This is a genomic window from Colwellia sp. SU-HH00943, assembly GCF_057546125.1.
This window is the reverse complement of record NZ_BAAJLW010000005.1, coordinates 1-26,089: the sequence shown is the minus strand read 5'-3', so window position 1 is coordinate 26,089 and position 26,089 is coordinate 1. Positions and strand designations below refer to the sequence as shown.

Annotated in this window: 33 protein-coding genes and 2 tRNA genes; 22 read left to right on the top strand and 13 right to left on the bottom strand. The window is 36.4% G+C overall.

Features of this window, described 5'->3' with window-relative positions; all coding sequences use genetic code 11:
- Window positions 1-59 precede the first annotated feature (59 nt).
- On the top strand, window positions 60-656 hold the full coding sequence (locus tag AC27GZ_RS14025; protein WP_487095907.1) for a DUF4136 domain-containing protein: 597 nt from the start codon (window positions 60-62) through the stop codon (window positions 654-656).
- Window positions 657-757: 101 nt separating this feature from the next.
- Here AC27GZ_RS14025 and AC27GZ_RS14020 read toward each other — a convergent pair whose 3' ends face one another.
- Window positions 758-1,801: a S1C family serine protease gene (locus AC27GZ_RS14020; RefSeq protein ID WP_487095906.1), complete on the bottom strand. Its 1,044-nt coding sequence runs from the start codon at window positions 1,799-1,801 to the stop codon at window positions 758-760.
- 127 nt (window positions 1,802-1,928) lie between these two features.
- Here AC27GZ_RS14020 and AC27GZ_RS14015 point away from each other — a divergent pair, with 127 nt between their 5' ends.
- Window positions 1,929-2,267, top strand: coding sequence for a hypothetical protein (locus tag AC27GZ_RS14015; RefSeq protein ID WP_487095904.1), 339 nt, complete (start codon window positions 1,929-1,931; stop codon window positions 2,265-2,267).
- 85 nt (window positions 2,268-2,352) lie between these two features.
- Here the strand turns inward: AC27GZ_RS14015 and trmB are convergent, their stop codons facing one another.
- The 3 genes from trmB to AC27GZ_RS14000 all read right to left on the bottom strand — a co-directional run bounded on the left by trmB (window position 2,353) and on the right by AC27GZ_RS14000 (window position 4,276).
- Window positions 2,353-3,084, bottom strand: coding sequence for a tRNA (guanosine(46)-N7)-methyltransferase TrmB (gene trmB, locus AC27GZ_RS14010; protein ID WP_487095902.1), 732 nt, complete (start codon window positions 3,082-3,084; stop codon window positions 2,353-2,355).
- A gap of 33 nt (window positions 3,085-3,117) precedes the next feature.
- Window positions 3,118-3,456 (bottom strand): YggL family protein, encoded by a 339-nt coding sequence (locus tag AC27GZ_RS14005; protein WP_487095901.1) that lies wholly within the window; start codon window positions 3,454-3,456, stop codon window positions 3,118-3,120.
- Between the two features lie 64 nt (window positions 3,457-3,520).
- Window positions 3,521-4,276 carry a methyltransferase domain-containing protein gene (locus AC27GZ_RS14000; RefSeq protein WP_487095899.1) on the bottom strand — a complete coding sequence of 252 codons (756 nt, stop codon included), beginning with the start codon at window positions 4,274-4,276 and terminating at the stop codon, window positions 3,521-3,523.
- 120 nt (window positions 4,277-4,396) lie between these two features.
- Here AC27GZ_RS14000 and mutY point away from each other — a divergent pair, with 120 nt between their 5' ends.
- The 20 genes from mutY to AC27GZ_RS13900 all read left to right on the top strand — a co-directional run bounded on the left by mutY (window position 4,397) and on the right by AC27GZ_RS13900 (window position 20,759).
- Window positions 4,397-5,500, top strand: a complete 1,104-nt coding sequence (gene mutY / locus AC27GZ_RS13995; protein ID WP_487095898.1) for an A/G-specific adenine glycosylase — start codon at window positions 4,397-4,399, stop codon at window positions 5,498-5,500.
- 21 nt (window positions 5,501-5,521) lie between these two features.
- A complete protein-coding gene (locus tag AC27GZ_RS13990) occupies window positions 5,522-5,794 on the top strand; it encodes an oxidative damage protection protein (protein WP_487095897.1) in 273 nt (90 codons plus the stop codon).
- Window positions 5,795-5,820: 26 nt separating this feature from the next.
- Window positions 5,821-6,264, top strand: coding sequence for a DUF4399 domain-containing protein (locus AC27GZ_RS13985; RefSeq protein ID WP_487095895.1), 444 nt, complete (start codon window positions 5,821-5,823; stop codon window positions 6,262-6,264).
- A gap of 135 nt (window positions 6,265-6,399) precedes the next feature.
- A tRNA-Phe gene (locus AC27GZ_RS13980) sits at window positions 6,400-6,475 on the top strand.
- A gap of 96 nt (window positions 6,476-6,571) precedes the next feature.
- Window positions 6,572-6,647, top strand: a tRNA-Thr gene (locus tag AC27GZ_RS13975).
- A gap of 761 nt (window positions 6,648-7,408) precedes the next feature.
- Window positions 7,409-7,909 (top strand): DUF2878 domain-containing protein, encoded by a 501-nt coding sequence (locus AC27GZ_RS13970; RefSeq protein ID WP_487095894.1) that lies wholly within the window; start codon window positions 7,409-7,411, stop codon window positions 7,907-7,909.
- Window positions 7,902-8,477 carry a chalcone isomerase family protein gene (locus AC27GZ_RS13965; RefSeq protein WP_487095892.1) on the top strand — a complete coding sequence of 192 codons (576 nt, stop codon included), beginning with the start codon at window positions 7,902-7,904 and terminating at the stop codon, window positions 8,475-8,477. Before AC27GZ_RS13970 ends, AC27GZ_RS13965 begins: the two co-directional genes overlap by 8 nt.
- Entirely contained in the window at window positions 8,470-9,024 is a 555-nt protein-coding gene (locus tag AC27GZ_RS13960; protein WP_487095891.1) for a DUF3833 domain-containing protein, read from the top strand. The genes AC27GZ_RS13965 and AC27GZ_RS13960 overlap by 8 nt, the downstream gene beginning before the upstream one ends.
- A gap of 312 nt (window positions 9,025-9,336) precedes the next feature.
- Window positions 9,337-11,163, top strand: a complete 1,827-nt coding sequence (locus tag AC27GZ_RS13955) for a fasciclin domain-containing protein (protein ID WP_487095890.1) — start codon at window positions 9,337-9,339, stop codon at window positions 11,161-11,163.
- Window positions 11,164-11,278: 115 nt separating this feature from the next.
- A complete protein-coding gene (locus tag AC27GZ_RS13950; protein WP_487095889.1) occupies window positions 11,279-11,872 on the top strand; it encodes an LON peptidase substrate-binding domain-containing protein in 594 nt (197 codons plus the stop codon).
- Between the two features lie 123 nt (window positions 11,873-11,995).
- Window positions 11,996-12,565, top strand: a complete 570-nt coding sequence (locus AC27GZ_RS13945) for a sigma-70 family RNA polymerase sigma factor (protein WP_487095888.1) — start codon at window positions 11,996-11,998, stop codon at window positions 12,563-12,565.
- Window positions 12,558-13,250 (top strand): ChrR family anti-sigma-E factor, encoded by a 693-nt coding sequence (locus AC27GZ_RS13940; RefSeq protein ID WP_487095887.1) that lies wholly within the window; start codon window positions 12,558-12,560, stop codon window positions 13,248-13,250. The genes AC27GZ_RS13945 and AC27GZ_RS13940 overlap by 8 nt, the downstream gene beginning before the upstream one ends.
- A 19-nt stretch (window positions 13,251-13,269) precedes the next feature.
- Window positions 13,270-14,229, top strand: coding sequence for a YbgA family protein (locus tag AC27GZ_RS13935; protein WP_487095886.1), 960 nt, complete (start codon window positions 13,270-13,272; stop codon window positions 14,227-14,229).
- Between the two features lie 26 nt (window positions 14,230-14,255).
- Window positions 14,256-15,680, top strand: coding sequence for a deoxyribodipyrimidine photo-lyase (gene phrB / locus AC27GZ_RS13930; protein WP_487096176.1), 1,425 nt, complete (start codon window positions 14,256-14,258; stop codon window positions 15,678-15,680).
- On the top strand, window positions 15,677-16,147 hold the full coding sequence (locus AC27GZ_RS13925) for a nuclear transport factor 2 family protein (protein WP_487095884.1): 471 nt from the start codon (window positions 15,677-15,679) through the stop codon (window positions 16,145-16,147). Before phrB ends, AC27GZ_RS13925 begins: the two co-directional genes overlap by 4 nt.
- Window positions 16,140-16,886, top strand: coding sequence for an SDR family NAD(P)-dependent oxidoreductase (locus AC27GZ_RS13920; protein ID WP_487095883.1), 747 nt, complete (start codon window positions 16,140-16,142; stop codon window positions 16,884-16,886). Before AC27GZ_RS13925 ends, AC27GZ_RS13920 begins: the two co-directional genes overlap by 8 nt.
- Window positions 16,883-18,154, top strand: coding sequence for an NAD(P)/FAD-dependent oxidoreductase (locus tag AC27GZ_RS13915; protein WP_487095881.1), 1,272 nt, complete (start codon window positions 16,883-16,885; stop codon window positions 18,152-18,154). Before AC27GZ_RS13920 ends, AC27GZ_RS13915 begins: the two co-directional genes overlap by 4 nt.
- Before the next feature lie 16 nt (window positions 18,155-18,170).
- A complete protein-coding gene (locus AC27GZ_RS13910; RefSeq protein ID WP_487095879.1) occupies window positions 18,171-18,974 on the top strand; it encodes a DUF1365 domain-containing protein in 804 nt (267 codons plus the stop codon).
- A 2-nt stretch (window positions 18,975-18,976) separates the two neighbouring features.
- On the top strand, window positions 18,977-20,203 hold the full coding sequence (locus AC27GZ_RS13905; protein WP_487095877.1) for a class I SAM-dependent methyltransferase: 1,227 nt from the start codon (window positions 18,977-18,979) through the stop codon (window positions 20,201-20,203).
- A gap of 19 nt (window positions 20,204-20,222) precedes the next feature.
- A complete protein-coding gene (locus AC27GZ_RS13900) occupies window positions 20,223-20,759 on the top strand; it encodes a lipocalin family protein (protein WP_487095876.1) in 537 nt (178 codons plus the stop codon).
- A gap of 311 nt (window positions 20,760-21,070) precedes the next feature.
- Here the strand turns inward: AC27GZ_RS13900 and AC27GZ_RS13895 are convergent, their stop codons facing one another.
- The 9 genes from AC27GZ_RS13895 to AC27GZ_RS13855 all read right to left on the bottom strand — a co-directional run.
- Window positions 21,071-21,427 (bottom strand): hypothetical protein, encoded by a 357-nt coding sequence (locus AC27GZ_RS13895; protein ID WP_487095874.1) that lies wholly within the window; start codon window positions 21,425-21,427, stop codon window positions 21,071-21,073.
- Between the two features lie 104 nt (window positions 21,428-21,531).
- Window positions 21,532-21,903 (bottom strand): DoxX family protein, encoded by a 372-nt coding sequence (locus tag AC27GZ_RS13890; RefSeq protein WP_487095872.1) that lies wholly within the window; start codon window positions 21,901-21,903, stop codon window positions 21,532-21,534.
- 117 nt (window positions 21,904-22,020) lie between these two features.
- Window positions 22,021-22,326 carry a hypothetical protein gene (locus AC27GZ_RS13885; protein WP_487095871.1) on the bottom strand — a complete coding sequence of 102 codons (306 nt, stop codon included), beginning with the start codon at window positions 22,324-22,326 and terminating at the stop codon, window positions 22,021-22,023.
- Between the two features lie 57 nt (window positions 22,327-22,383).
- Window positions 22,384-22,788 (bottom strand): hypothetical protein, encoded by a 405-nt coding sequence (locus tag AC27GZ_RS13880; protein ID WP_487095870.1) that lies wholly within the window; start codon window positions 22,786-22,788, stop codon window positions 22,384-22,386.
- Window positions 22,789-23,335: 547 nt separating this feature from the next.
- Window positions 23,336-23,692 (bottom strand): hypothetical protein, encoded by a 357-nt coding sequence (locus tag AC27GZ_RS13875; RefSeq protein WP_487095869.1) that lies wholly within the window; start codon window positions 23,690-23,692, stop codon window positions 23,336-23,338.
- A gap of 124 nt (window positions 23,693-23,816) precedes the next feature.
- The gene (locus AC27GZ_RS13870; protein WP_487095868.1) at window positions 23,817-24,158 is read right to left on the bottom strand and encodes a hypothetical protein; all 342 of its coding nucleotides are present in this window, start codon (window positions 24,156-24,158) and stop codon (window positions 23,817-23,819) included.
- Between the two features lie 118 nt (window positions 24,159-24,276).
- Window positions 24,277-24,711, bottom strand: a complete 435-nt coding sequence (locus tag AC27GZ_RS13865; protein WP_487095867.1) for a hypothetical protein — start codon at window positions 24,709-24,711, stop codon at window positions 24,277-24,279.
- 128 nt (window positions 24,712-24,839) lie between these two features.
- The gene (locus AC27GZ_RS13860; protein ID WP_487095865.1) at window positions 24,840-25,592 is read right to left on the bottom strand and encodes a hypothetical protein; all 753 of its coding nucleotides are present in this window, start codon (window positions 25,590-25,592) and stop codon (window positions 24,840-24,842) included.
- Window positions 25,585-26,089, bottom strand: a 505-nt coding sequence (locus AC27GZ_RS13855; RefSeq protein ID WP_487095863.1) for a hypothetical protein, incomplete at its 5' end; no start/stop codon positions are given. The genes AC27GZ_RS13855 and AC27GZ_RS13860, both read right to left, overlap by 8 nt.

Genomic DNA, 26,089 nt, shown 5'->3' with positions numbered 1-26,089 from the left:
TTTCCTAAGTGGCGAGTTAAAATATATTATGCCTTTATCTTACCTCTAGAGTAACCACGATGAAAAACCTTAAGAATATTCTAATTTTACTATCTGCTACCTTTATGTTCAGTTTAATTTCAGCTTGTAGTACAAAGCCCACAACTACCATTGATTTTAACTCAGATACCGACTTTACCACTTTTAAAAGCTTTCAATTCAACCCTCTTCCTAAAACAAACCTTGAAGATAACCCTATCATGTTGAATAGAATACAATCAGCTGTTGAAGAAACTTTATTAGCCCAAGGGTTTACCAAGGTTGATTATGTTGACGCTCAAAGTGCAGACATAACCCTTAGCGTTAATTTCAAACAACAAGTGAAACCTAATAATTCATCATTTAGTATTGGCTTTGGCACCGGAAGGGTCAGTAGTGGTGGCGGTAGCAGCATTGGAGTAAGTACTAATGTCCCAATTGAGCGCGATGATACAACAATCAATAAAATCATCATTGATATGAGTAATCATGATAAGCCGGTATGGCATGGCTCAGATAGTTATGAAGCTGACGGTGAGTTAACTGTTACAGAGTTAAACAGTGCTGTATTAGAGACAGTAAAAACAATATTAGCCAACTTCCCACCTAAAGCTAAAACAGCGGTAGAAACCAAATAAATAACGTTTTATAAAATAAAAGCGGTAAACTTGATTAAGTTTACCGCTACAACCTCTACCATTGAATCAGAACAACACCTGATACCCTATAAAAACGGCGTTTAAAAATTAGATTCAACTCGCCAATAAACGGTCTTCACTTCCCCTGCTCTTAAAAAAGTAAAGGAAATTTCATCACCTTCTTTCACACTCGATAAACGTTGTTTGATCTTGATAGCTGATTCGATATCAGTAATTTTATGCCCATTGATGGATAACAAAATATCTCCACCGAGTAATATCGAAGTATGGCCAACAGTGACACTGATATTGCCACCTTTAAAGCCTAGCTTATCTGCTAATGTACGTGGTACAACATGCTGAATAAGCATGCCATGACCTGCAGCATTATTTAACGCATAAGATTGCTTTTTATTGAGTAAATAAGGAATAAAGCCTGAAAATGTTCCCGGATCGCTATCCATAATACTATGAATAGTGTCTGTTGAAACAACAAACCCTAAACCATTGCTACCACCACTTTTTGATAAAATATGACTAACAATACCAATAATTTCACCTCGGCTATTAAACATTGGGCCGCCTGAGTTACCAACATTAATAGAAGCATCTGTTTGTAAAAGACGCGGAGTAATGTCCGTTGCAGGGATAGTCTTACCATCTCGAATACCACTTAAATATCCAACAGATAAACTATGGCTAACACCATAAGGCGCGCCAATTACAACGACTTGCTCACCTATTTGGTAGTCATTGGCTTTTGCCAACTTTAACGGCTCTATATTTTCAGGCACATCTACAGCTTGGATCATGGCAAGGTCAATCATAGATTCAACCCAAACCACGTGACCACTGGTTTTTGTCCCATCAGCAAATACCACTTCTATGGATGTGGCTTTATCAACCACATGAGCCGCAGTTAATATTCGTCCTCGCTTATTAATTAACGCCCCAGAACCTAACGAGCCAGATAAGTTTGCTTGATAGGTTGCTTGCCCGGGTTTGGGATCAGCAAGCGCTTTTACATGCAGCTCAACAACGGCAGGGTTAACTGATTTATACAATGTTTGAATGGTATTTTCAGCGCTGGCACACGAGGTAAGTAAAAGTAAACTTGCCAATAAAATGGCTTTAATAAAGTGCATGGTATCTAAAAGTCCTTATCTTGAATTAGCTTACATTTTAACGAATTAATAAAAAATAATCAGGTATTTTATTTAAAAGACTTGATATCATTAGCAGATATTCATTAACCATTTACAGAGAAAATACATGCAAATAATTGCAGTGCTAGCATTATGTGCGCTAGCTTGGTTAATATGGCAACTATTGCAAGCTAAGCGTTTTAATCGTTTTAAACAACTCATTGAAGATGAATTAAAAGACAAAGTGATTGCCAGCGTTATAGAAGAGTTAGAGCAAGGCCGAAGTGATGTTTTTCCCAATAATGATTGCCACAAAGAAGCAACCATTTTTTATTGGACACAATACAAAAGTCGAATATTACACGCGGCACTCAGCAGAGAAATAATCACTGAGCAATGGCTAAAAGATTCAGGCAACCTTCGTAACGCTCAGCATTTATTTTATATTGAAAAAGCTTTTAACTAATTCTGTCAGTTAAAAGCTACCGCACTTAAACGCTAATGATTCATGCTTATCAGATTACCAATTTATGGCGCTAGTGTGTTTAACCTTACAATTTTGAAAATTGCAGATCCCAAACACCATGACCTAAACGTTGACCACGGTTTTCAAATTTAGTTAATGGCCTAGAATCTGGGCGCGGCACATAATCATTCGTAGGAGAAAGGTTGTTATACCCTTGTGCACTTTGCATGTCTTCAAGCATACATTCTGCGTAGTTCTCCCAATCTGTTGCCATATGAAAAACACCACCTAGTTTGAGCTTTTGATGAATAGTGTTAACAAACTCGGCGGAAACAATACGGCGTTTATGGTGTTTCTTCTTATGCCAAGGATCTGGGAAAAAAAGCTGCACAGTACTTAAACTATCATTGGGGATACAATCAGCCAGAATTTCTATAGCATCATGCTCATACACTTTTAAGTTTGTTACCCCTTCTTCTACCGCTAAAGAGATACAAGCACCAACGCCCGGCTTATGAACTTCAATACCAATAAAATTCACTTCAGGTGCCGCTTTAGCCATCTCAACTAACGACTTCCCCATACCAAAACCAATTTCTAGCGTTACGGGGTTATCATTAGCAAAAAGCGCTTTAGCATCTATAACACCGTCACTATGGTTTAACCCCATATCAGCCCAATGTTCATTTAATGCCCGCTCTTGTCCTTTTGTTAAACGTCCTTCACGTTTAACAAAACTACGCACTTTGCGAATATACTTACCTTCTTGCTCTGCTTGCATTAAGGTTTTATGTGTTTTCTCTATTTTATCTGTCATTATCTTACTTATTAAATTACCACGTTAAGAAGCTTACTCTGCCCACCAGACATCGTATAACTCACTTACTGCTACAGAGGTTGCACCGTTATCAGTTAACCACTTCTCAACAGCAGCTCTGTGTTCGTCAGTACATGACCCCAGTTTTTGAGTACAAATTAAACCGTGCCACAAAGTATCACCTTCGCCACCAAAGCCTAAGCCGTTAGGTTGAATAACTTCGGTAAAAAACTTATCAATAAAAGCATCTAACTCATCACTAGTAATATCTTCTTTAAGTTGCCAAGCAACATCAAAGCCTAGTTCTTTAAACTCATCAACACGAAGTTTTTTTCGCAAGCGAGTGCTGCGATTTTTGGCATTTAGTTTCATCTGGGAATCTCTTTAATAAAATCGGCGCTATTATACAGAGGATAGTACAGTCAATAAAACAAATTTATTCAATACTGAACTCAAGCAGGCGATAAAACTGATTAAAGTAGTAGTGTTTACTGATTAATTTAATACTGCGCCCTTGTAGTTGAGCTTTTACTTCAAGCTCAGCCAATAAATCACAACTCCAAAAGTTAGCAAGAAAAGGCTCCATTTTTTCAAAAACAGATCTAAATATAATGTGTTTATGAAAGAAGTGTTTATATTCACATGGCGCATAATCGGCAATTACCAAACGACCAGTTTGCTTTGTAATACGTATTGCTTGTGCTAGTACTTTTGCCCTCACCTGCTCTGGTAACTCATGTAAGAGAAAAAATAATACTGACGTGTCAACACTTTGATTAGTCAATGCTATTTGCTCAGCATCACTGATAAAAAACTGGCATTTTTCATCAATTGTTTGCTGTGATATTTTTTTCTGCATTTGGCTAATTTGAATCGGCGCAATATCAAATAGGTATAATTTACCTAGTTGACCATGTTGAGCAAGGTCGGGGAAAAAATGCCCATAAGCACAAGATATTCCCGCCACGGTATGCTCTTTTGAGCGAGCAATTAACGACACTGCATCTTTTGCAATAGCGTGGTAACTGCCCCATAAAATACGATTTACGATAAGGTCTCGATCAAAAAAGCTCACCCCTACAGGTGATAAATAAGCCCACCAATAAGACCGCACCAAGTACTCAGGTAACGCATAAGGGCTGTATTTATTCATATGATAACGATGTGAAGTTAAGGAAGTGGTTTTATCCATTTTCATCCATAAAAGCCTTTAATACGATTAAAACCAATATAAACACTTATAAGCTAAAGCAAAACTATTTTTTGAGCGTAGCTAAACTTTTCGTTACACTAACCAAAAATTTCAATAAGCTTGACTCCCATTAATACTCAAATTTCAACTAACTCAGCAAACCGCTTTGGCGAACAAGTAGTGACTTGGTATCATCAACAAGGCAGAAAACACCTACCTTGGCAGCAAAATAAAACCCCTTACCGAGTGTGGATTTCAGAAATAATGCTACAACAAACGCAGGTGGCTACAGTTATACCTTATTACCAAAGGTTTATGGAAAGCTTTCCAACCATTGAAGCATTAGCCCTTGCTGAAGAAGATAATGTTTTACATCACTGGACAGGTTTGGGTTATTACGCCAGAGCGCGAAATTTACATAAAGCGGCAAAACTAATAGTCGAACAGCACAACAGTATTTTTCCTGAAGACATTGAACAAGTTATTGCCCTACCAGGTATTGGCCGCTCAACTGCCGGTGCTATTTTGTCATTAGCCCTCAATCAACATCAACCGATCTTAGATGGTAACGTAAAGCGTGTTCTGGCTAGGTGTTATTTAGTCCCCGGGTATAATGGTTTATCGGCTTTTGATAAAGCCTTATGGCAACTATCGGAGCAACTCACTCCTGCTGTAGAAACAGCAAGCTTCAACCAAGCCATGATGGATTTAGGCGCAACGGTTTGCACAAGAAGCAAACCTAAATGTGAAAGTTGCCCGTTAAAAGAAACTTGTTTAGCTTTTGCCAGTAACGAGCAAACCAACTACCCACAAAAAAAGCCGAAGAAAAAAATCCCCGAAAAAAACACCATTATGATTATCCCTAAAATAATCACTGAAGGTTCAAGCCAAGTGCTTATGGAAAAGCGCCCTCCCGCAGGAATATGGGGTGGGTTATGGTGTTTTTATGAAGTAGAAAAACACCATCAAATTGATGCATTATTAGCTAGCCTAAACTTGCAAGAGCAGTCAAGGGAAGCACTCTGCGCATTTAGGCACACATTTAGTCATTTTCATTTAGATATTGAACCTATTGTTGTTCATTGCCAAGCAACACCTAACTGCGAAATAAAGGCAGAAATAAACGAACAACGGCCGCAAAAATGGTATGATTTATCGATAGAGGAAAATGTTGGTTTAGCAGCATCTACCCAAAAACTAATTAACCTACTAAAACATATTTAACTAGAATTATTGAGAAACATTATGAGTCGCACAGTATTTTGTCAAAACTTAAAAAAAGACGCCGAAGGATTAAGCTTTCAACTTTACCCCGGAGAAGTAGGTAAACGTATTTTTGATAATATTTCTAAAGAAGCTTGGGGAAATTGGCAGAAAAAACAAACCATGCTCATCAATGAAAAGAAAATGAATATGATGAATGTTGACGATCGCGCTTTTTTAGAAGACGCAATGCTCGCTTACTTATTTGAAGGCAAAGAGCCTGATATTGAAGGCTATGTACCACCATCGGCATAACATACTGTAAAAATTAAGGATAATTTATGAAAAACACATTATTTTCACTAGCTCTTACTTTAGCAACGTTAAGTGCTGCGGCGCTAAGTAACGTGGCATTGAGCCACGAACATGTTTCAGCATCACCAGAGAATGCAAGCGTGTATTTTATTAGCCCTACCGATTGTCAAACTGTGCCCAGTACATTTACCGTAAAATTTGGCTTAAGCGGCATGGGAGTTGCGCCAGCAGGGATAAAAAAAGACAATACCGGTCATCATCACATACTCATTGATACCGATAAGTTACCTGATATGCACGCACCTTTACCCGCGACAGATAAAATAAAACACTTTGGTGGTGGTCAAACTGAAACAGAATTAACACTCCCCCCAGGAAAACATACCTTACAACTGGTATTAGGTAACCATTTACATATCCCACATCAAAAACCGGTTATATCAAAACAGATAGCAATAACTGTTAAATAAACCGCAATAAGGATAATAAAACAGCAAACAAACTCTTTTTTTCAAAATAGTAAAAAAAATAGTTGACGAACAAAGTTAAAAACAGTCTAATAGCGCCCGTCTTAACGAGGCAGCAAAAACGCTTCGAAAAGAAATGCCCCGATAGCTCAGTTGGTAGAGCAGAGGATTGAAAATCCTCGTGTCCCTGGTTCAATTCCGGGTCGGGGCACCATTTAAAGAAATGGTGCTATTATTTATTTAATAAAATCACTATTTCGGTGCCAAAGTATGTTAATTAACTATTGATATACTGCACACAGTTTTGTGTGCCGACTTAGCTCAGTTGGTAGAGCAACTGACTTGTAATCAGTAGGTCGCCAGTTCGACTCCGGCAGTCGGCACCATTCATTCAAGCCCTAACTTCGGTTAGGGCTTTTTTGTATCTATCGCTTGATTAAATTCTTAATCAATTTCACTTACACCAATATTTTATCTACCCCACAATATTCGTGACTTACACACCTGTTTAATATTTATTTCGTGTTATTGATAGGCACAAAATAAACCCTATTTTGAATAAACCCAATTAGTGCGAATTGGGTATTAGGGTAAATCTAACTTTTCATAATGATTTTTCAGGTGTTTCTAGGGGTAAAAGGATTTAATCCGTTGCTTAGGGTACATAGGTTGATGCATAGGCCGCTAAAACTGCGAGTGAATTTTATTAGGGTAAATTAGTTGATGGTGTAAATATACGAACGGGGTATTAGCACCAGTGATAGCTATTGGTTTGGGCTGTAGTTGATTTAACTTAACCAGTGAATAGCAGATAAAACAGGTGTTATTTCTCAACATATTTACTTAAGTAAATATTAATAATTTTTTATAGAAAAAGTTTAGTTAATTATTGTCTGTTTCATCTGCTTTAGTATTAATGATTGTTATTGGTTTAATTTGCTTTCACAGTTAGTTTTCTTGGTTTTATTTCTGATAATGTCATTACTGATACCTTTTAAAATAAATCACTAAGATTACACCTACAACTTAAATCTGTTACCAATTAACCTTTGAGTTAATTTCTTTGATATTTCACACCTATATATTAAACCCAAACGGCTTTTGCTGCGTATTAGTTATAAAGACTCTGTTATTTACGGTGAACATCGTGTTTATTATTAATCTTATTGGCTTTGATATCGCTTGGTTTGGACTAGTTTATTGGGGCAACTTTTTTATCCCTGTTGCATTATTAATGTTGCTCCTACACTTCTATTTTGTATCTAAGACTAGAATTAAGGAATTTTACCTAATTTGTACTGTAACGATTATTGGGATAATGGTTGACTCTATGTTGCAGTATTTAGGTATTTTTGTTTTCCCAGAAGGGAAATTCATGCCATTTTGGTTAATTACTTTGTGGTTTTGTTTTGCCTCAACACTTTGTCATAGCTTGAAGTTCTTACAAGAGTCAAAGTTATTTCAAGGTATTATTGGTGCACTGCTTGCCCCTTTAAGTTACATAGCAGGTAACGAGATGAATGCGGTATCGTTTGGTTTAAACGTAACGACTACTTTCGTCATTCTTTCTATTATTTGGGGATCACTTATGATTCTATTTTTCTCGTTGAAATCTTACTTTTTTGACAAGGAATTTTGTTATGTTTAAGCCCCTTTTAAGTGTTATTTTATTCTTTTCTATTAATTCATTTGGTTGGTGTACACCTAATACATCGCTAAAATCACAGGCAATCTTTGCAAGTAAAACTAATCTTAAATCAGTAATGGCTACTAAACAATTTATCACGACAGGTAGCGCGACTTTTTCAATTTTATTTTGGGATTTGTATCAGAGCCAATTAAAAACAACATCGGGGAAGTATCCTATATCTGTTGATAACGATGAACTGATATTTCAAATTGTTTACCTAGCTGATATTTCCAATGAAGACTTAATCACACGAACAATTGAACAATGGCAACATCAAGGCGTGTCAAAAAAAGTCTATCAACAATATATTGAAACCTTAACAGCTATTTGGCCAAACATTAAGAAGGGAGATAGTTTAGCTTTATTAATGCAAAAAGATAAAAGTATTTTTTACTTTAATAGCCAGTATATCGGCGCAATTCATGATGAAATTTTCGGTCAGCTATTTGTCAATATTTGGCTACATGAAAGTACCAGTGAACCTTCGTTACGCTCACAATTATTAGGAGAGAAGAGTAATGAATAAACTTATTAAGATCATTTTCACAACGATAGCGATGGGTTTTCTTTATGCCTGCTCAACTGATATTAAACAATATAACAAGGTAGATACACCATTTGATATTAAGGCTTACTTTACCGGGCCTGTCGTTGCTTGGGGTATGGTGCAAAATTATTCCGGCCAAGTTACTCGACGTTTTTGTGTCGAAATTCAAGGGAGTTGGCAAGGTGATGAAGGATTACTTGCTGAAAAATTCTATTTTGACGATGGTGAAATCACTTACCGCAACTGGCAACTTGTCAAATTAGCAAATGGCGTTTATCAAGGCACAGCTGAAGATGTTATTGGCACTGCTAGTGGCCAACATGCCGGTTTTGCCTTTCATTGGCAGTATAGTTTACAAGTACCTGTGGATGATGATGTTTATGTACTTCATCTAGATGATTGGATGTACCAGCTTGATAGTGATCGTGTGGTAAATAAAACTAAAATGAAAAAGTTTGGCGTAACCGTTGCCGACATCACCTTATTTTTCGACAAATCCATACCTGATCAACATTGCCAAGGTTAAGGAAGTAAGCTCCTTCTCGTTTTCACCTCCTTACTCTACTTTATTACTTTCTCTTAGAACGCTCAGATTCAACCTCATATCACTAGAGCAACTTAGGGTGTTAACTTATTTGTAAAGTTACCACCCTAAGAAGTAAAGCCGTTAGCTGTTGTTTTATAAACTCTTTTTAAATTTACAACCATATTTATACGATAAATATTCAATTTAAGATCACAAAAATTATTATATTTATTTTCAATATAAAAAGTGATCAAAATGATTTTTACCGTCGTAAGTAATAATGAAAATTAATTAAAATTGAGGGGTACACCCGTGAATAAATTCAGACTGTTATGCATAACTTTAGCAAGTGTCGTGTTATTGCAAGCGTGTAATGATGACAATGATAAAACTGTGGAAGTTGCTGATGAACCTATGTCCACTATGACGATAGCAGATACAGCCGTTTCTACAGGGAACTTTACCACACTAGTAGCCGCAATGCAGGCTACCGGGTTAGATGTAACGCTCGCCGATACCAGTCAAAAATTTACTGTTTTTGCTCCAACAGACGAAGCATTTTCCTTACTTGGACAAGAAACCATTGATGCTTTGTTAGCTGATACAGAAACATTGACAGATATTTTAACCTACCACGTTGCTAGCGGTGAGATTCCAGCAAGTACAGCGATCTCGCTAGCCGGTACGAAAGTCGAAATGGTCAGTGGTGATGAGATAGGCTTGTCACTGGCAAACGATAGCTTATTGGTCAATACGGTGGCTGTAACTGACACTGATATAGTTACTTCCAACGGCATTATTCATGTCATAGATGCGGTGTTATTGCCTCCAGAAGAAATGATTGAGCCAACAATGAATATTGTTGAAACAGCCATTGCCAATGGCAGTTTTACTACCTTAGTTAGTGCTTTACAGGCAACTAATTTAGATGCGGTATTAGCTGATGAAAGCACTGATTTCACCGTGTTTGCTCCTACAGATGATGCGTTTGCATTAATTGATGAAAAAACCATGAATACACTATTAACTAATCCTGACGTGTTATCTAGCATTCTTTTACAACATGTCGTTTCTGATGCAGCCGTTGATTCGGTTACTGCTTATACCTTAAACGGAACTTCTGTTGAAACAGCATCAACAGCTATGCAACCCCTAGTGATTAATACCATGACAGATAAGTTAACTTTTGGAGGTGCTAATATTGTCATCAAAGATATCTATACCACCAATGGCATTATTCACGTGATTGATGCAGTGATTGTAGGTGAAGTAGAAATCCCTGCACATATGAGTTTAGTGGAAGTAGCGGTTGATAATGGTAATTTTACAAAACTTGCATCAGCACTTGTTACAACAGGTTTAGATAGTGTACTGGGTGATCTTGATAATAATTATACGGTATTCGCACCAACCGATGATGCATTTTCAAAACTTGTAGAAGGTAGCTTAGAAAGTTTAACCACAGAACAGTTATCAGACATTCTTTTATATCATGTACTACCAGGTAAAGTCATGTCTGATACAGTTATTTCATTAGCACAAACAGCAGATAATATGACCAACACAGCATCAGGAAGCTCAATCGCATTATCATTTGTTGATAGCATGCTGTTTGCTAATGGCGCAAAAGTGAGTGCTGCAGATGTGATGGCAACTAACGGCGTCATTCATGTTGTTGATACTGTTATCTTACCTCCTACATCAATTGATATGTCTTCAAAAACCATTGTAGAAGTAGCAGTCGATGACTCTGATAATTTTTCAACCTTAGTAACTGCCTTAACTGCGGCTGACTTAGTGTCTACATTGGCTGATGAAAGCGCAACTTTTACAGTATTCGCTCCCACTAATGCTGCTTTTGATAAAATTGATGCTGATGCCCTAGCTGCATTATTAGCAGACACTTCAGCATTAACCAATGTGTTACTAACACATGTGGTTAGCGATAGTGCTATTTCAACGATTGATGCTTATGCTGCGAACGGTAAGTCACTCACCACTGCATCGGGTAGTAAAATAGCTGTCTCTGTCGATACTAAAAATGGCACCTTAATGATTGGTGGTGCGAATGTAACGGTTACCGAAATAATAACGAGCAACGGCATTATTCACGTCATTGACACGGTAATTTTAGAGTAATTATGACCTTTAGCTGTGCAACGCTTTGCCCCTGAACACTCTATACAGGGGCTTTTTTATTACTAAAAATCACATTTATTTGATCGCCTAAGCATTTTACTTCGTATGAACTAATATGAAAAATTTCATTGAACATGAATTAAAAAACTTAACTCTGCCAGTCTTTCCGTTATCAGTATTTATTTTGCCCGAAGGTAAGATAAGGTTAAGGATTTTTGAAACTAAATACCTAAAAATGTTGAGCATGATTTCATCTCATCAACTGTTTGTTATTCAACTCATCTCAAAATCTTTCAATATTGATAGTAATAACTGGGGCAGCCTGGTAAAGATACAAGACTTTAATCAAGGGGAAGATGGCATACTAGAAATAGACGTGCATTGCTTTACACTCGTTAAACTATCAAACATTCAGCTTGATCAAAGTGACTTAGTCTTCGCGCAAGCAACCGCTCTTTCTCATTGGGCTGATAAAGGCGAGGATGAATTTTTGTCGCCATCTGAGCTGAGTTCAGCCCTTAACGATATAATTAATAATAACACCTTGTTAAATCACCTATACCAGCACAGAGCGCTAAACAACAGTCATTGGGTAATAGCAAGGTGGCTAGAACTTTTACCTGTGGGTTTAAAAATAAAAAGCCAATTTGTTAAATTAAATGACTTTTCTCAGGCAAAAGATTTTATTAATTCAGTTATTTATAAATAATTTTCCTGTTGAGTGATCTTTTATTGATTACCAGCGTATAGGTAATTAAATGATGACTAATCGGTATTTACAGCGATGCAAACTAATTTGCTATGCACACAGACAAATGCTAAATCTATTAAGATGTCTAACGAAATAGATCATTCCCAGCTTTGTCTAAAACTTAAAGCTGTCGCACAAAGCAGAGATAAACAAGCCTTCACGGTATTGTTCAAGTTTTTTGCACCTAAAATTTTACGGATAGCTCGTGGTAAATTCCCTAACGAAGCACAAGCTAATGAAGTGGTTCAAGAAACCATGAGTAATGTTTGGCGTAAAGCACACCTTTTCAATGCTGATAAAGGTGCTGCTACCACCTGGGTTTATACAGTAATGCGTAATGTAACCTTTGATATGTTACGTAAAATTAAAGGGAACAAAGAAGATAACTTAAGTGATGATATCTGGCCGATTGCCGAAAGCATGGTTAGTGAGACTGACAACTATGAAGATCATCTTGCTCAAGATAACTTACTCAGCGTTATTGATACCCTTCCAGAAGCACAAAAGGAAGTAGTAAAAGGTTTTTACTTGATGGAAATGTCCCAAGAACAATTAGCGACTAAATTAAATTTACCTTTAGGCACTATTAAATCTAGGTTGCGCTTAGCACTCGCTAAACTCAAAGTGCAGTTAGGAGAAGAGCATGATTAAACATCACCCTACTTTTGAGTTACTCAAGTCATTCGTTGATGGCGAATTGCCAGCATCCTTATCAGCAGGAATAGCTATTCACGCTGACATGTGCCCGACTTGCCAACGTCAAATTGCACAACTAACCGAGCAAGTTGCAGAAAATAGCTTCGAATTTGAAGAAGCTTTTCTTGACCGTTTTATTATTGATTCTAATGACGATATTGAGAACATGCCAGTAATCAATTTTGATCAAATGATTGATGATATAACCGCATCTAACGCCTTAACAGAAACGGATGTTAAAACAGAAAAGCGTATAGAGTTTAACAAGCAATCCTACGTTATACCTGCTGTACTTCATAACATGAATTTTGGTAAAACATCGCACATAGGTAAATTATCTCGAGCACGTATTCAACTTGATGAAAATGAAATTCACACCAGTTTATTGCACATTCAACCTGGAGGCGGTGTACCTGAGCATACACACAAAGGATTTGAATTAACGTTATTACTAGACGGTTCTTTTGAAGACGAAAACGGTCAATATGTAAAAGGGGATTTCATCATGTTAAATGGTGACCATCAGCATCATCCAATTTCACCTGAAGGTTGCTTATGTTACACCGTAGCAAACGATGCATTGCATTTTACCCAGGGAATAAATAAGTTACTTAATCCAATAGGTTCATTTATTTACTAAATGAAATTAGGAGATCCTCATGATCCTTAACGTTGATAAGAAAGATTTACACATAGGTATTAGTGCGTGTTTAGTTGGTGAAAAAGTACGCTTTGACGCCAGTAATAAGCCTTCAAAATTCTGTATTAATGAGCTTTCTCAGCATGCGACCTTTAAAAGCTTTTGCCCTGAGGTGGCAATAGGTTTACCCGTACCAAGAAAAACTATCAGACAAATTAAGCAAAACGACTTGATCACTGTATCGAGACCCGATGGCAGTGGCGATGTTACTCAAGCCCTAGCAGCTTATGGAAAAAAAGTGGCTGGTTTAACTAAAAACCTTAGTGGTTATATCTTTTGTGCGAAAAGCCCGACTTGTGGCATGGAGCGTGTAAAAGTTTATAGCCCTGAAGGCAATGCCTTAAAGGCTAATGGTGTAGGAGCTTTTGCCAAAGAAATCATGACAGAAAATCCTTCATTACCTTGTGAAGAAAACGGACGACTCAATGATCCATTGATCAGGGAAAACTTTATTGCTCGCGTATATGCATACAAACATTGGCAACAGTTAAATGAATCAGGCCTAACTAAACATAAACTCATCAGTTTTCATAGCCAATATAAGTATACCGTAATGAGTCACGATTTAATTGCTTACAAACAATTAGGACGATTATTAGCTCGCGCAGATATAGCATTAAAGCCGATGGCAGAACAATATATTAGCGGTTTAATGCAAGCGCTTAAAACACTAGCAACAAGAAAAAAACATGCTAATACTTTAGCGCATATTCAAGGCTACTTCTCTAAACACCTTCAATACAATGAACGTAAAGAGTTAACACAGCAAATACATGATTATCGTTTAGGCTTGATTCCGTTAATGGCACCGCTGACCTTGCTCAAACATTACCTTTTACAATACCCAAAAATTTATTTAGCGAAACAGTCTTATTTATCGCCTTACCCTGAACAGTTAAAACTCAGGTACGCATACTAGACACTTTTCTATGTAAACTTTAAGGAATATCAGTGTTACTTTGGCTCAGAAATGATTTAAGAACCCACGATAACCCAGCCTTACACTACTTTTTAAACCATAAAAAATCTGAAGATGTCGGTAAGGCTATTTTCTTTGTTTCAAAAGCTCAATGGCGACAACATCATTGGTCAGAAATAAAAATAGACTTTATCTTAAGACATGCTTATTCCCTGATTAAAGAACTCGCCCGTATAGGTATTAAGCTCGATATTGTTCATGTCGATACCTTTAAGCAGCAAACGAAATACATAAAAGAGTATTGCCATCAACACGCAATATCAGAAGTCGTTGCCAACGCTGAACTTGAATATAACGAACAACAACGAGACAAAGCGCTTAGTGAACATGGCGTTAATGTTACCCTCTTTGAATCTGACGTTATAGTGCCAAAAGGAAAAATACTCACTAAATCTAATACTATGTTTAAAGTGTTTACTCCCTTTAAACGCGCTTGGCTAAAGTATGTGCAAAGCAATAGTTTTGAATATTTAGGCAAAGTTCAAACCGATGATAATGTTGATATACCCTCTAAAAGCAGTAGTGATAATGAAGTAAAAGCCCCCTCTTCAATAAACTGGCCGCTTGCTGACGAATTTGAGCAAGAGGTGCTAACTCAATTTATTAATCACAAACATAAATATTATAAAGATCAAAGAGACATTCCGAGCATAAAAGGAACTTCGGGAATATCTCCTTACTTAGCTGCTGGTGTAATTAGCCCTAGATATGTATTAAGACTTCTGCTTAACCATTGGCCTGACCTATTACTGGCCAGTGATAGCGATAACTTCATTTGGCTCAATGAGGTTATATGGCGAGAATTTTATCGCCATTTATTATTTCACCGCCCCGCGCTATCAAAACACCAATGCTTCAAAGAAAAATACCAGCAGGTTCATTGGCCTAATAATCCCAAACACTTTGAGGCATGGAAACAAGGGCGAACCGGTTACCCAATTATTGATGCAGCCATGAAACAACTCAATACCACGGGCTGGATGCATAATCGACTTAGGATGTTAACGGCAAGCTTTCTCACTAAACATCTTTTAATAGATTGGCGTTGGGGTGAGCGATATTTTATGGAGCAGCTTATTGATGGCGACTTAGCCGCTAATAATGGCGGCTGGCAATGGTCTGCCAGTACCGGTTGTGATGCTCAACCGTACTTTCGAGTATTTAATCCTATCAGACAAAGTGAAAAGTTTGATCCTTATGGAAAATTCATTCGTATATATTTACCAGAGTTAAGCGCTGTGCCAGATAAAGAAATACATTTTCCTCACAAATACCTAGAGAAACATCAACTAGATATTTATTGGCCAGCTATTGTTGAACATGCTACAGCTAGAATTAAAGCGATAGCGTTTTATCAATCAATTGAAAGAAACAATAAAGGAAATTTATGAGTGCTCAATTAAGCATTGTGAATAAAGATAAGCAGCAACCACCTTGGTTAGATAACTTTATTGATATCTACAGCCAGTTGTCGGTAGATAATCTTCACTTATTGGACAAATTGTATCACCATGACATTATCTTTATTGATCCTATACATTCATTAAATGGAATAGACAAGTTAAAAGCTTATTTCGAAAACCTTTATAGCAATCTTGTCAGTTGTGATTTCACCATCGTTCAGGTGATACATGAGGGCAACCAAGCAGCCATTTATTGGCAAATGAAATTTTGCCACCCTAAGTTAAACAAAGGTTTTGAAATTGAAGTGTCTGGCAGTTCTCAAATCCAAGGGATTGACGATAAAATTATTTATCACAAAGACTTTGTTGATGTTGGCGCGATGCTTTATGAGCACATTCCGTTTGTTGGAAAATTAATTGCTTTTATCAAGCGCAGAGCAAGTAAGCATGAATAAGTTCGGCTTAAATGCTCAAGGTAAAGTCGTACTCATCACGGGCGCTACATCAGGCATTGGTCTGGCTTTATACTTACATTATAAAAAGTTAGGTTATCAAGTGGTCACCTGTGGACGAAACAAAGAAAAACTAGCACAACTAACCCCTGATGCTGCAATGCATTTAGTTTTTGATGTTAACGATATTAGTGCTATTAAAATGGCAGCTAAGCAAATAGTTTATATTGATATACTTATTCTTAATGCTGGTACTTGTCTTTATATTAATAACGCTAAGCAATTTGATGGTAAAAGCTTTAGAGAAGTGATGAATACTAACTTGCTTTCCATGGGAGCTTTATTAGAGTGTTTTTTACCTAAGGTCATTGCTGGTGGACAATTAGCTTTAGTGAGTTCTAGCGCGACTATTTTACCCTTTGCTCGGGCAGAAGCATACGGAGCATCAAAAGCAGGGGTAGACTATTTGGCCAATAGTTTAAGGATAGATTTAGTGAGTGAGCATATTGATGTTTGTCTTATTCATCCTGGTTTTATAAAAACACCATTAACCGAAAAAAATAACTTTTCCATGCCATTTTTACTTACGGCAGAGCAAGCAGCAGAAAGAATTTATCAAGGTATTAAACGAAGAAAGCATTATCTACATTTTCCAAAGCGCTTAACTTTATTGTTAAAGCTGTTAGCTTTTTTACCGCAATCTTTTAGTAGGTTGCTACTGAGCAAGGGATTAAACACATGAAAAAAATAGCCATTATAGGATCAGGCATTTCAGGATTAACCGCTGCTTATCTATTGTCAAAAAAGCACCATGTTACTGTTTTTGAAAAAAACTCAACACTTGGTGGCCATACTGCTACCGTTGATGTGTCTATAGAACAACAAAATTATGCTATTGATACCGGATTCATTGTTTTTAATAATAAAACCTACCCTAACTTTTTAGCTTTACTAGGTGAAATTGGTATTGATAAACAAAAAACTGAAATGAGTTTTTCAGTTCATAATAGTAAAACCGGTCTAGAATATAATGGCCATAACCTTAATTCTTTATTCGCACAAAGACGCAATGTCTTCAGACCTAAGTTTTGGTTGCTGATCAAAGATATTTTACGTTTTAACAAACTATGTAAAGAAACTTACCAGCAAAATACCTACCAAGCAGAATTAACTCTAGGAGAGTTTTTATCCATTCATTGCTTTAGTGCATTTTTTGCTGAGCATTATATTTTACCAATGGGCGCGGCAATTTGGTCAAGCTCATTAGCGCAAATGGAAGCTTTTGAATTTCAATTTTTTGTCAAGTTTTTCTATAACCATGGCTTACTCAATATCAAAGACAGACCGCAATGGTATGTTATTCCAAACGGCTCACGCAGCTATTTAACTCCATTGAGTATGCCTTTTGCAAAAAACATTCATTTAAACGCCAACATTAAAAATATTACAAGAACTACAGAAGGTATCACTATCAACTTTGATGATGATCCTGAGCAGTATTTTGATGAAGTTGTTATTGCTTGTCATTCAGATCAAGCACTAGCGCTTTTATCTGATGCAAGTGACAATGAAAGAAACGTGCTGTCTGCGATGCCGTATAAAGCTAACTCAGTCGTACTACATACTGATATTGAAATGTTGCCTAAACGAAAAAAAGCTTGGGCAAGTTGGAATTATCAATTAAGTGATAACCGCGACGCTGACGCTAGTGTCACTTACAACATGAATATTCTGCAAGGCATTCAGTCAAAGCACACTTTTTGCGTAACCTTAAACCAAAAACAAGCAATTGATCCCGATAAAATTTTAAAAGAGTTTACTTACCATCACCCTGTTTTCTCATTACAGTCATGTCGAGCGCAAAAACTGCGCAATTTAATTTGTGGTCAACGAAAAACTCACTTTGCTGGCGCCTATTGGCATAACGGTTTTCATGAAGATGGCGTAAAAAGTGCTATTGAAGTAGCCAAACGTTTTGGCTGCGCCCTAAACGTCGCAACTAAAGACTAGGCTAACGGCGAACTCTATGAGTAATACACCGATTAATCAAATATATACCGGTAATATTTATCACCGTAGATTTACACCGACAGTTCACAGCTTCAATTATCGGTTATTTATGTTGTCCTTAGATGTTGAGCAAATGGATAAAAAACAAGGTGCAACGGGAGTGTTTGGTTTCTCATGTTTTAAACCACTTTGGTTCAACGCAAAGGATTACTTAAAGGCAGGACAAAACAGCAAGACAAAAAATTATCATAAAAGTGAACCTAAACCATTATTTGCTCGTATAACAAATAAAGTTCAACAGCTTAAAGGTAATGCAGAGATATCTCGCATCACCATGCTAGCGCAAGTAAGGTGCTTTGGAGTTTACTTTAGCCCCGCGAATTTTTATTTTTGTTACAACACAAATAATGACTGTGAACAAATGTTGGTAGAGGTAAGTAATACCCCATGGCATGAAAGACATTATTATTTAGTCGATATAACAAAAAAAGATGTCAGCGAAAAAGAATTCCAAGTATCTCCCTTTATGGACTTAAATATGCGTTACCACTGGCGGGTAAAACCACCAGAGCTAAATAATAAATTGCTTATTAAAATAGAAAACCATAATACGCATGGTGATATGAACAAAGTTTTTGAAGCTGGCTTAGCGATGCAGCCTAAACCATTAACAGCAAAAAATATTTTCAAAACATGGTGTAGTTTACCTGTGATGACAGTGAAAATAGTCACCAGTATTTATTGGCAAGCATTAACGTTAGTTATTAAGCGCATTCCTTTTATTGGTTACCAAACCTTAGCAGATAAAAAGCGGAGTTAAACATGGAAAACATTGCACCTATCAACATAAAAAATAGAATGAATTGGTTTGAGGGTCACTGTCGAAATTTGGTTTTCTCACTATTTTCAAAAATTAGTTATGGCGTATTAGAAGTGGTAGAAGGCAAGCAGCACCGTTTCTTTCCTAACACCCCAAATACAGCTAAGGTAAACGGAAAAATTATCATTAATGATAGTAGTGTCTATAAAGACTTTGTTCGTGGTGGCAGTATTGGTGCAGCAGAGTCATTTATAGAAGGAAAATGGACCAGTCCAGACCTCACATCGGTTATCCGTATATTTGCAAAAGCCCAGCAACAAACCGACCAATTAGAAAAAAAAGGCGCTTGGTTAAACAAACTTAAGAATCAGTTTTTTCATTGGCAAAACCGAAATAACCAGACAGGTTCTAAACGCAATATTCTTGCACATTATGATTTAGGTAATGAGCTATACACCCGTTTTCTTGATGACAGTATGATGTATTCTTCGGCCATTTACCCATCACCTGAAGCAACATTAGCTGAGGCACAACAGCATAAATTAAAAACAATTTGCGAACGATTAGCCTTAACAGAAGATGATCATTTACTAGAGATTGGCACGGGCTGGGGCGGTTTAGCGATTTATGCAGCCAAGCACTATGGTTGTAAAGTCACCACAACAACCATTTCAGATGCGCAATATGAGTTTGCCCAAGCTAAAGTAAAAGCCAATGGGTTAGAACAGCAAATTACCTTATTAAAAAACGATTACCGTGATCTTAAAGGGCAATTTGATAAATTAGTGTCTATTGAAATGATCGAAGCTGTTGGCTATGAGTATTTACCTAGCTTTTTTGAGGTGTGTAATCGCTGCTTAAAGCCAGGTGGAAAACTGTTAATTCAATCAATCACCATTGTCGACCAACGTTTTGATTACTATAAAAACAATGTTGACTTTATTCAGCGCTATATTTTCCCAGGAGGCTTTCTTCCTTCAATCTCAGTGTTATCTGATCATTTAACTAAACACTCTGACTTAGTGGTAGAAACTATTGAGGACATAGGTTTAGATTACGCAAAAACACTCGCTGATTGGCGAACAGCCTTTTTAGATTCTTGGTCGGAGTTAACTAGCTTTGGCTACGATGAAGCGTTTAAACGTCTGTGGCTTTATTATTTTGCTTATTGCGAAGGTGCATTTCTAGAACGATCAACCAGTACCGTGCATTTAGTTGCTCGCAAATGAGGTGGCTATGTTAAAAATTATGTTTAAAGTAACTTTTATCGCTATTTTATTTTCTTTATTGTCCGCCTGTACAACGGTGCCTGAAGGCGTTAAACCTGTAGAGAATTTTAACCTCAGTAAATACCTAGGAAAGTGGTATGAAATTGCCCGCCTTGACCATTCATTTGAAAAAGGGTTAGACGAAGTAACCGCAGAATATCAATTAATGCCAGAGGGGCATGTAAAAGTTATCAATAGAGGTTTTTCAACTGAAGAACAAACTTGGAGTAAAGCCATTGGTAAAGCTAAATTTGTCGAAACAACCGATATAGGCTTTTTAAAAGTATCTTTCTTTGGCCCCTTTTATGGATCTTATGTGATATTTGAATTAGATGAACAATATCAATACGCTTTTGTTGCTGGACCAAACACTTCATATCTATGGTTATTGTCAAGAAGCTCTAACCCAGATAAAGCTGTAGTAGATAAGTTTTTAAGTATGTCGAAAGATTTAGGCTTTGATACAGATGAAGTTATTTTTCCTAAACACCAGATGCTGTCAAAACAAAATCAATAATCACACGAATCAGACTATGAACAGCTAGGGCTATTATTGTATTTCAAGAGATTATTCATGTAGTTATAGTGCATAAACAGTGACTTTAACCCTTTAGCGTCAGTACCTTGTAATTAGTAGGTCGACAGTTCGACTCCGACGGTCGGCACCATTCATTGAGAACCCTATGTAGCTTGTTAAGAGATACATAGGTTTTTTTCTTTCTCTAGAGGCTTATTTGAAACCTAACGTTTCAAAGTGGCTAAAGAGACTCGAAGCTCCCTTCCATTTCAATTTGTTTTGTCATTGTTTAAAAACTTGTTATCAGTACATTACACCAAAACGCCATTTAGCATAAATGCAGGTAAAAAGAATACTGATGCGTAAAGTATGGAACCAGAAACAACAAACGCGCTTGTATAGAATAATGCTTGGGTAAAATATACTTTAGTCTGAAATATTGAGCTACTTTTGAGTGCAGAAGTGCAAATGTTAACTTCAAACTTTACCCGCTGAATAGCCGATTGAATACGAAGTAGCATTGGTTTGCAGTATAAAACCAAAAAGCTAAAGACTAGCTCTATACCACCAATATCTGCCATCAAAATAAATTCTGGAGCAAAAGGAGCGACACAACACATTATCGCAATAAATATAAACTTTTGAGTTTTACTTAAATTTTCCCACATACTCTTAACTATCCTTGTACTTATAACGCCCAAAGAAGGGACTAATTAATAGTTTGCTACAATGTGTTGCGAAACTAAACCGAGCAAACTGTTGACAGTCCCGCTTAAGTTTCTTGTTGGGTTTTACTGAATTTGAGTATTTGCGATTTTGTTTTTAAAAAGACAAAAACACTGAGGGCTAATATGACAAATGCAGGAATTCCTTCGACGACAGGTGTATACTTGACGTGAAAATACACTCCTCCAACCATGATAATAGCGATACCAACAGCTGAAATAGCACAGAGAGGTCTGATGAACAACCCTATGACACCTGCGATTTCACAAGCGCCAATGAAGTAACCAAACCATTCAGGCAACCCAAGAATATAAAAACTTTCGTGAAGCTCAGGAACGCCGGCCAATTTGGCAGCGCCACCTACTATCAAAACAAGGACGATTAGTCCTCTTGCGATATTAAATCCGTATTTTTTCATTTCGAATTCCCATACTCAAATAACCTGACACCTCGTTAAGAGGCAAATAATATGCTGGCTAAAATAAGCGACGCAGGAACAAAAACCAACTGAATTTTATCCTTACGAAACAGATTATTAGGCGACTTTAAAAAACACTATACCTGCAACTAAAACTAACGCGACATACGACAAAAATTGAATGCCTGCTTGCCTATGCTTATTCGCCAACTCACGCACTGTTTTATTAGAAGTGCTACGTAATAACTTTGAACCTTTTGATGATACAAATGCTATTGGAATTTTTAGGTATTTAGGTGATCCTAGTTGCTCCCAAATTTTAGGTTCAAGTGTTTTCACCGATTGATAATATCTATATTCAGCCAAACCTGAGCGAAACATTAGAAAAACCCAGATTGAAACGAGAACAATTGAAATCAACATAACTCCTCCAAGCCATCAGAATACACTAAAATAAATAAAACACCTAACAAGCTATTGTTAGCGCTGTATTTTTTTGAATATTAACCCAATACAGCAACCGTAAATACCGAACTGTATTATTAAATAAACACTTTCCATTAACATGAACGTAATAGGGTTTAACATGGATTGTTTAGCTACCAGAGCTAATACATGTGATGTCCAAAAAAACATACCCAACAAAGCCGAGTATTTTAAACCTCGGGTAACTCCAGCAGCTGAAAAGTTAACATAAGAATATAAAAAGGAAAGTACAAACCCCTGAATAATTATAGTGGCAAACCCTAAAATCAAACTAGGTTCTCCATCAAAATAACCAAATGCAGTGTACTTATCTTTAAATAATATTACGTGCCAAATAACAGCTAAAGGAAACGTAACAAATGTATAAGCTAATGTTCCAAATATAACAGACTTTTTCACTGAGCCCCCCCCTCTAAACACCTACCACCCAAATAAGGGGCTAAAAAACTTGGCTAAAATTAATGAAGCACGAACTAAACCAAGCTTTTTTAATCCGTGCTTAATTGCCTTGTAATATTTTTATTACACCTAACCTAATCTTTAGTTAGCTCTAGTTTAGTTAAGAGTATTTCAATACTCCGACTAGGATAATAGGATGCTGCTACAAAAATCAAAATAGCGACTAACGCCAATTCGTTACTCAAGTCTGTATATTTGTGCAAGCCGAAAGCAAAAGCTGCAAACAAAGGTGCTGTAACCAAGAACGCTCTTGACTCACTAATTCGTAAATCTTTTGCACAATACGGGCATCGTATTTCAGTATTTTTTAATAGCTTTAATTTTAACTTTTTCTCAATAAAGTTTTTGCAATTGGGGCATTGATTTTTATAACCCATTTTAAATATGACTCCATTCTATTTAAAAAAATAACACCTCATTAAGAGGCATTAAAATAGTTGATAAAATAAGCGACACAGGAACAAAAACCAACTGTTATTTTCCCTGATTAATTTGCTTGTTGGGTGCAAATTGCCACTATTTCACCTTGGTTTTGCTCGATATCTCTATAAAGTAAAGCTTGTTGTAATTCACTTACTTCCATTTTTTTACGTTTATGCAGAATAGGTGTTGCAAGTTCTAAGATTTTTAATCTAGTTTCAATTGAACGACATAGCGTTGCTTTTGCTTTATCAATGTCGTTTTGTTGAATATTTATCAAGGCAAGCCTCATCTCCTGAGCACCAGAATATAATTGACTGCTATAAGAGCCTGTAGCACCAACCATACCAAAATAGAAGCCACTTAGAGCCCCTAATACAAAAACACTTAAAATGAATAATGAAAAAATAATTTTAGATTTCACCACAACTCCTTTTGCACCTAACGCCTATTAAGAGGCTAAAAATAGTTGGTTAAAATAAGCGACGAAGGAGCAAAAACCAAGCGTTTTCAGTTTAACTGCCTTGTTATGTGCTGATTAATCGTAATTATTTACAACTTAAAGTATTGAAGTGAATTATTAATTGAGTTTTACCCTGATCACCAACTGAAATCCACTCAAAATTATTTACGGTATAAGAATCCCCTTTATCTGCAACAACCCATTCATCAACACCTTTTGCCCCATTACTAACATCACCGTGGACTGTAAAACCTATAGGAGCGACATACTTTCTGTTTGCAACTAACAACTTACAGTTTTCAGCACTAGTTTCTGTAATGTATGTGCTTTGTGTAACTTTAGGAAATTCATTGATAAAGGTGGATGGAGACATAGAAGTGGCACAAGACTGTATGAACAGTAGTAAAATTAATAGTGAATACTTCATATTGGGCTCCTTTAAGCACATAACGCCCCATTAACGGTCAAATAATATCTTGGCTAAAATAAGCGACGCAGGAGCAAAAGCCAACTGTTATTAGTACTAGTTTATTTGTTTGTTAGCATTACTTTTTTGCAGACCAAGCGGCTTTTCTTGCTTGACGCTGTATTTCAGATAAATCGTCATCAAATGAAAATGAATAAATTCTCCAACCTTCTTTCACTTTGAAAAATTGAAATTCGTAACGTACAGGCAGTCTATCGTAAGTAGCCAGGTATGTAACATATACAAATGACTCACCAACCAAAAACGTATCTAATTGACCAATATGATGAACATTACCAACTAACCCTTTTAGAGCTTTAAGCTGTGTTTTAACATTTTTAATTTGATCTGGAATTGCAGATACATATTCATTTGAACTGTAAATCGAATCAACTGCCTGATCTATTTTATCTTTTTTATATAATTCAAAAAATTTATTAATTTCTTGCTGATAATCAGCAGCAAAAAGATTAAAAGAAACCGTAAGTGATAAAAGTAAAATTATACTTTTCATTTTTTGTAGAACTCCATAGTAATGCTAACGCCTCATTAAGGGGCTGATAATGCTTGGCTAAACTGTGTAACGAAGTGGAACTGAGCCAAGCTTTAGCAGTCCCGTCTTGAACAGCTTGTTATACAAAACTACTGCTGAATATCAAATCCATTCAAAAAATTATCAATATCATTTCTATATTTACTAACAAGATTTGAACCAGTATATGTAAGGTACTGAGTAGCACCTGACTTGTCTGAATAGTAATACCCTAAATAAGTAAACTTGAGACTTTGTATTGTACCTTCCATTTCCATGTATATAACTTTTTTGCCATTAACCATTCTATATTCTTGTTTAGTAACTCTTAAATCAGGTGCAGCCCCTTTAGCATTATCTACAGCAAGCTTTACTAATTCCTCGAGATCCATTTCCCATTGTTCTGATATAACCATGCCATATAAATCGGAGCCTTTAATATTAAAAGTATACTCTGCTGATTCATGACCATTATCATTCTTCTTGAACTTCCATTTTTTAGGGTTTATCCAAAAAGCAGAATTTGTCTTAGTGCTTTTAAGCATAAAATTTGAGCTTGGATCTTTTGAAAAAGTTAATGGGTTCATTTCAAGTTGAATATCCTCTTCAGCTTTTCCATTTTCATATACCCAAGTTCCATCATCTTTTAGAATGACAACATCACCTTCTTCCGTGATAGCTTTTTTACTGGCAACAGCACTCAAAGTAAATAAGCATAAGGCTAAACCAACATAAATTTTCATGCGAATCCTATAATTTTGTATAACGCCTAACTCAGAGGCAATAAAATAGTTGGTTAAAATAACCGAGGCACGAGCAAAAACCAACTGTTTTTTGTCCTGCTTTAATGACTTGTTAGGCATTTTTATACTGAGCCGATTTTATCAGTTTGGCGCAAAGTAAAGCTGCCCAACCAATAAGAACCCAATGTCCAGTAAACAGCCTCAATTGATAACTTAACAGTTGATTATAACCAGCATAATCAACTTCTCGGATAACTGTACCTTTTTGAACTAGGAAATATGCGCCATTAATAATTTTGGGATTACCACCTTCAAGTAATGCTATACATAAGAAAAAATTCATTAATATATATGGCATTACAGGAAAGAATAGCCCTCCTAGCAATATTGGTGCATTTTCACCACCAAGCTTAAAAAACTCCTCGCTGCTTGAGATAACTCTTTTTGCCAAAAATATAAAAACACCCGCAACCAATATTGCGGTCCCGTGAAGCTTTGGCATTAAGCCGTTTGTAACTGCGAAATCTAGTTCAAAATATGTACTCACATGAATTACCACAAACACGAGGAAAACTAAATTTGCAAAAGGAGTTAAGAGCCTATCCATGCAATATGCC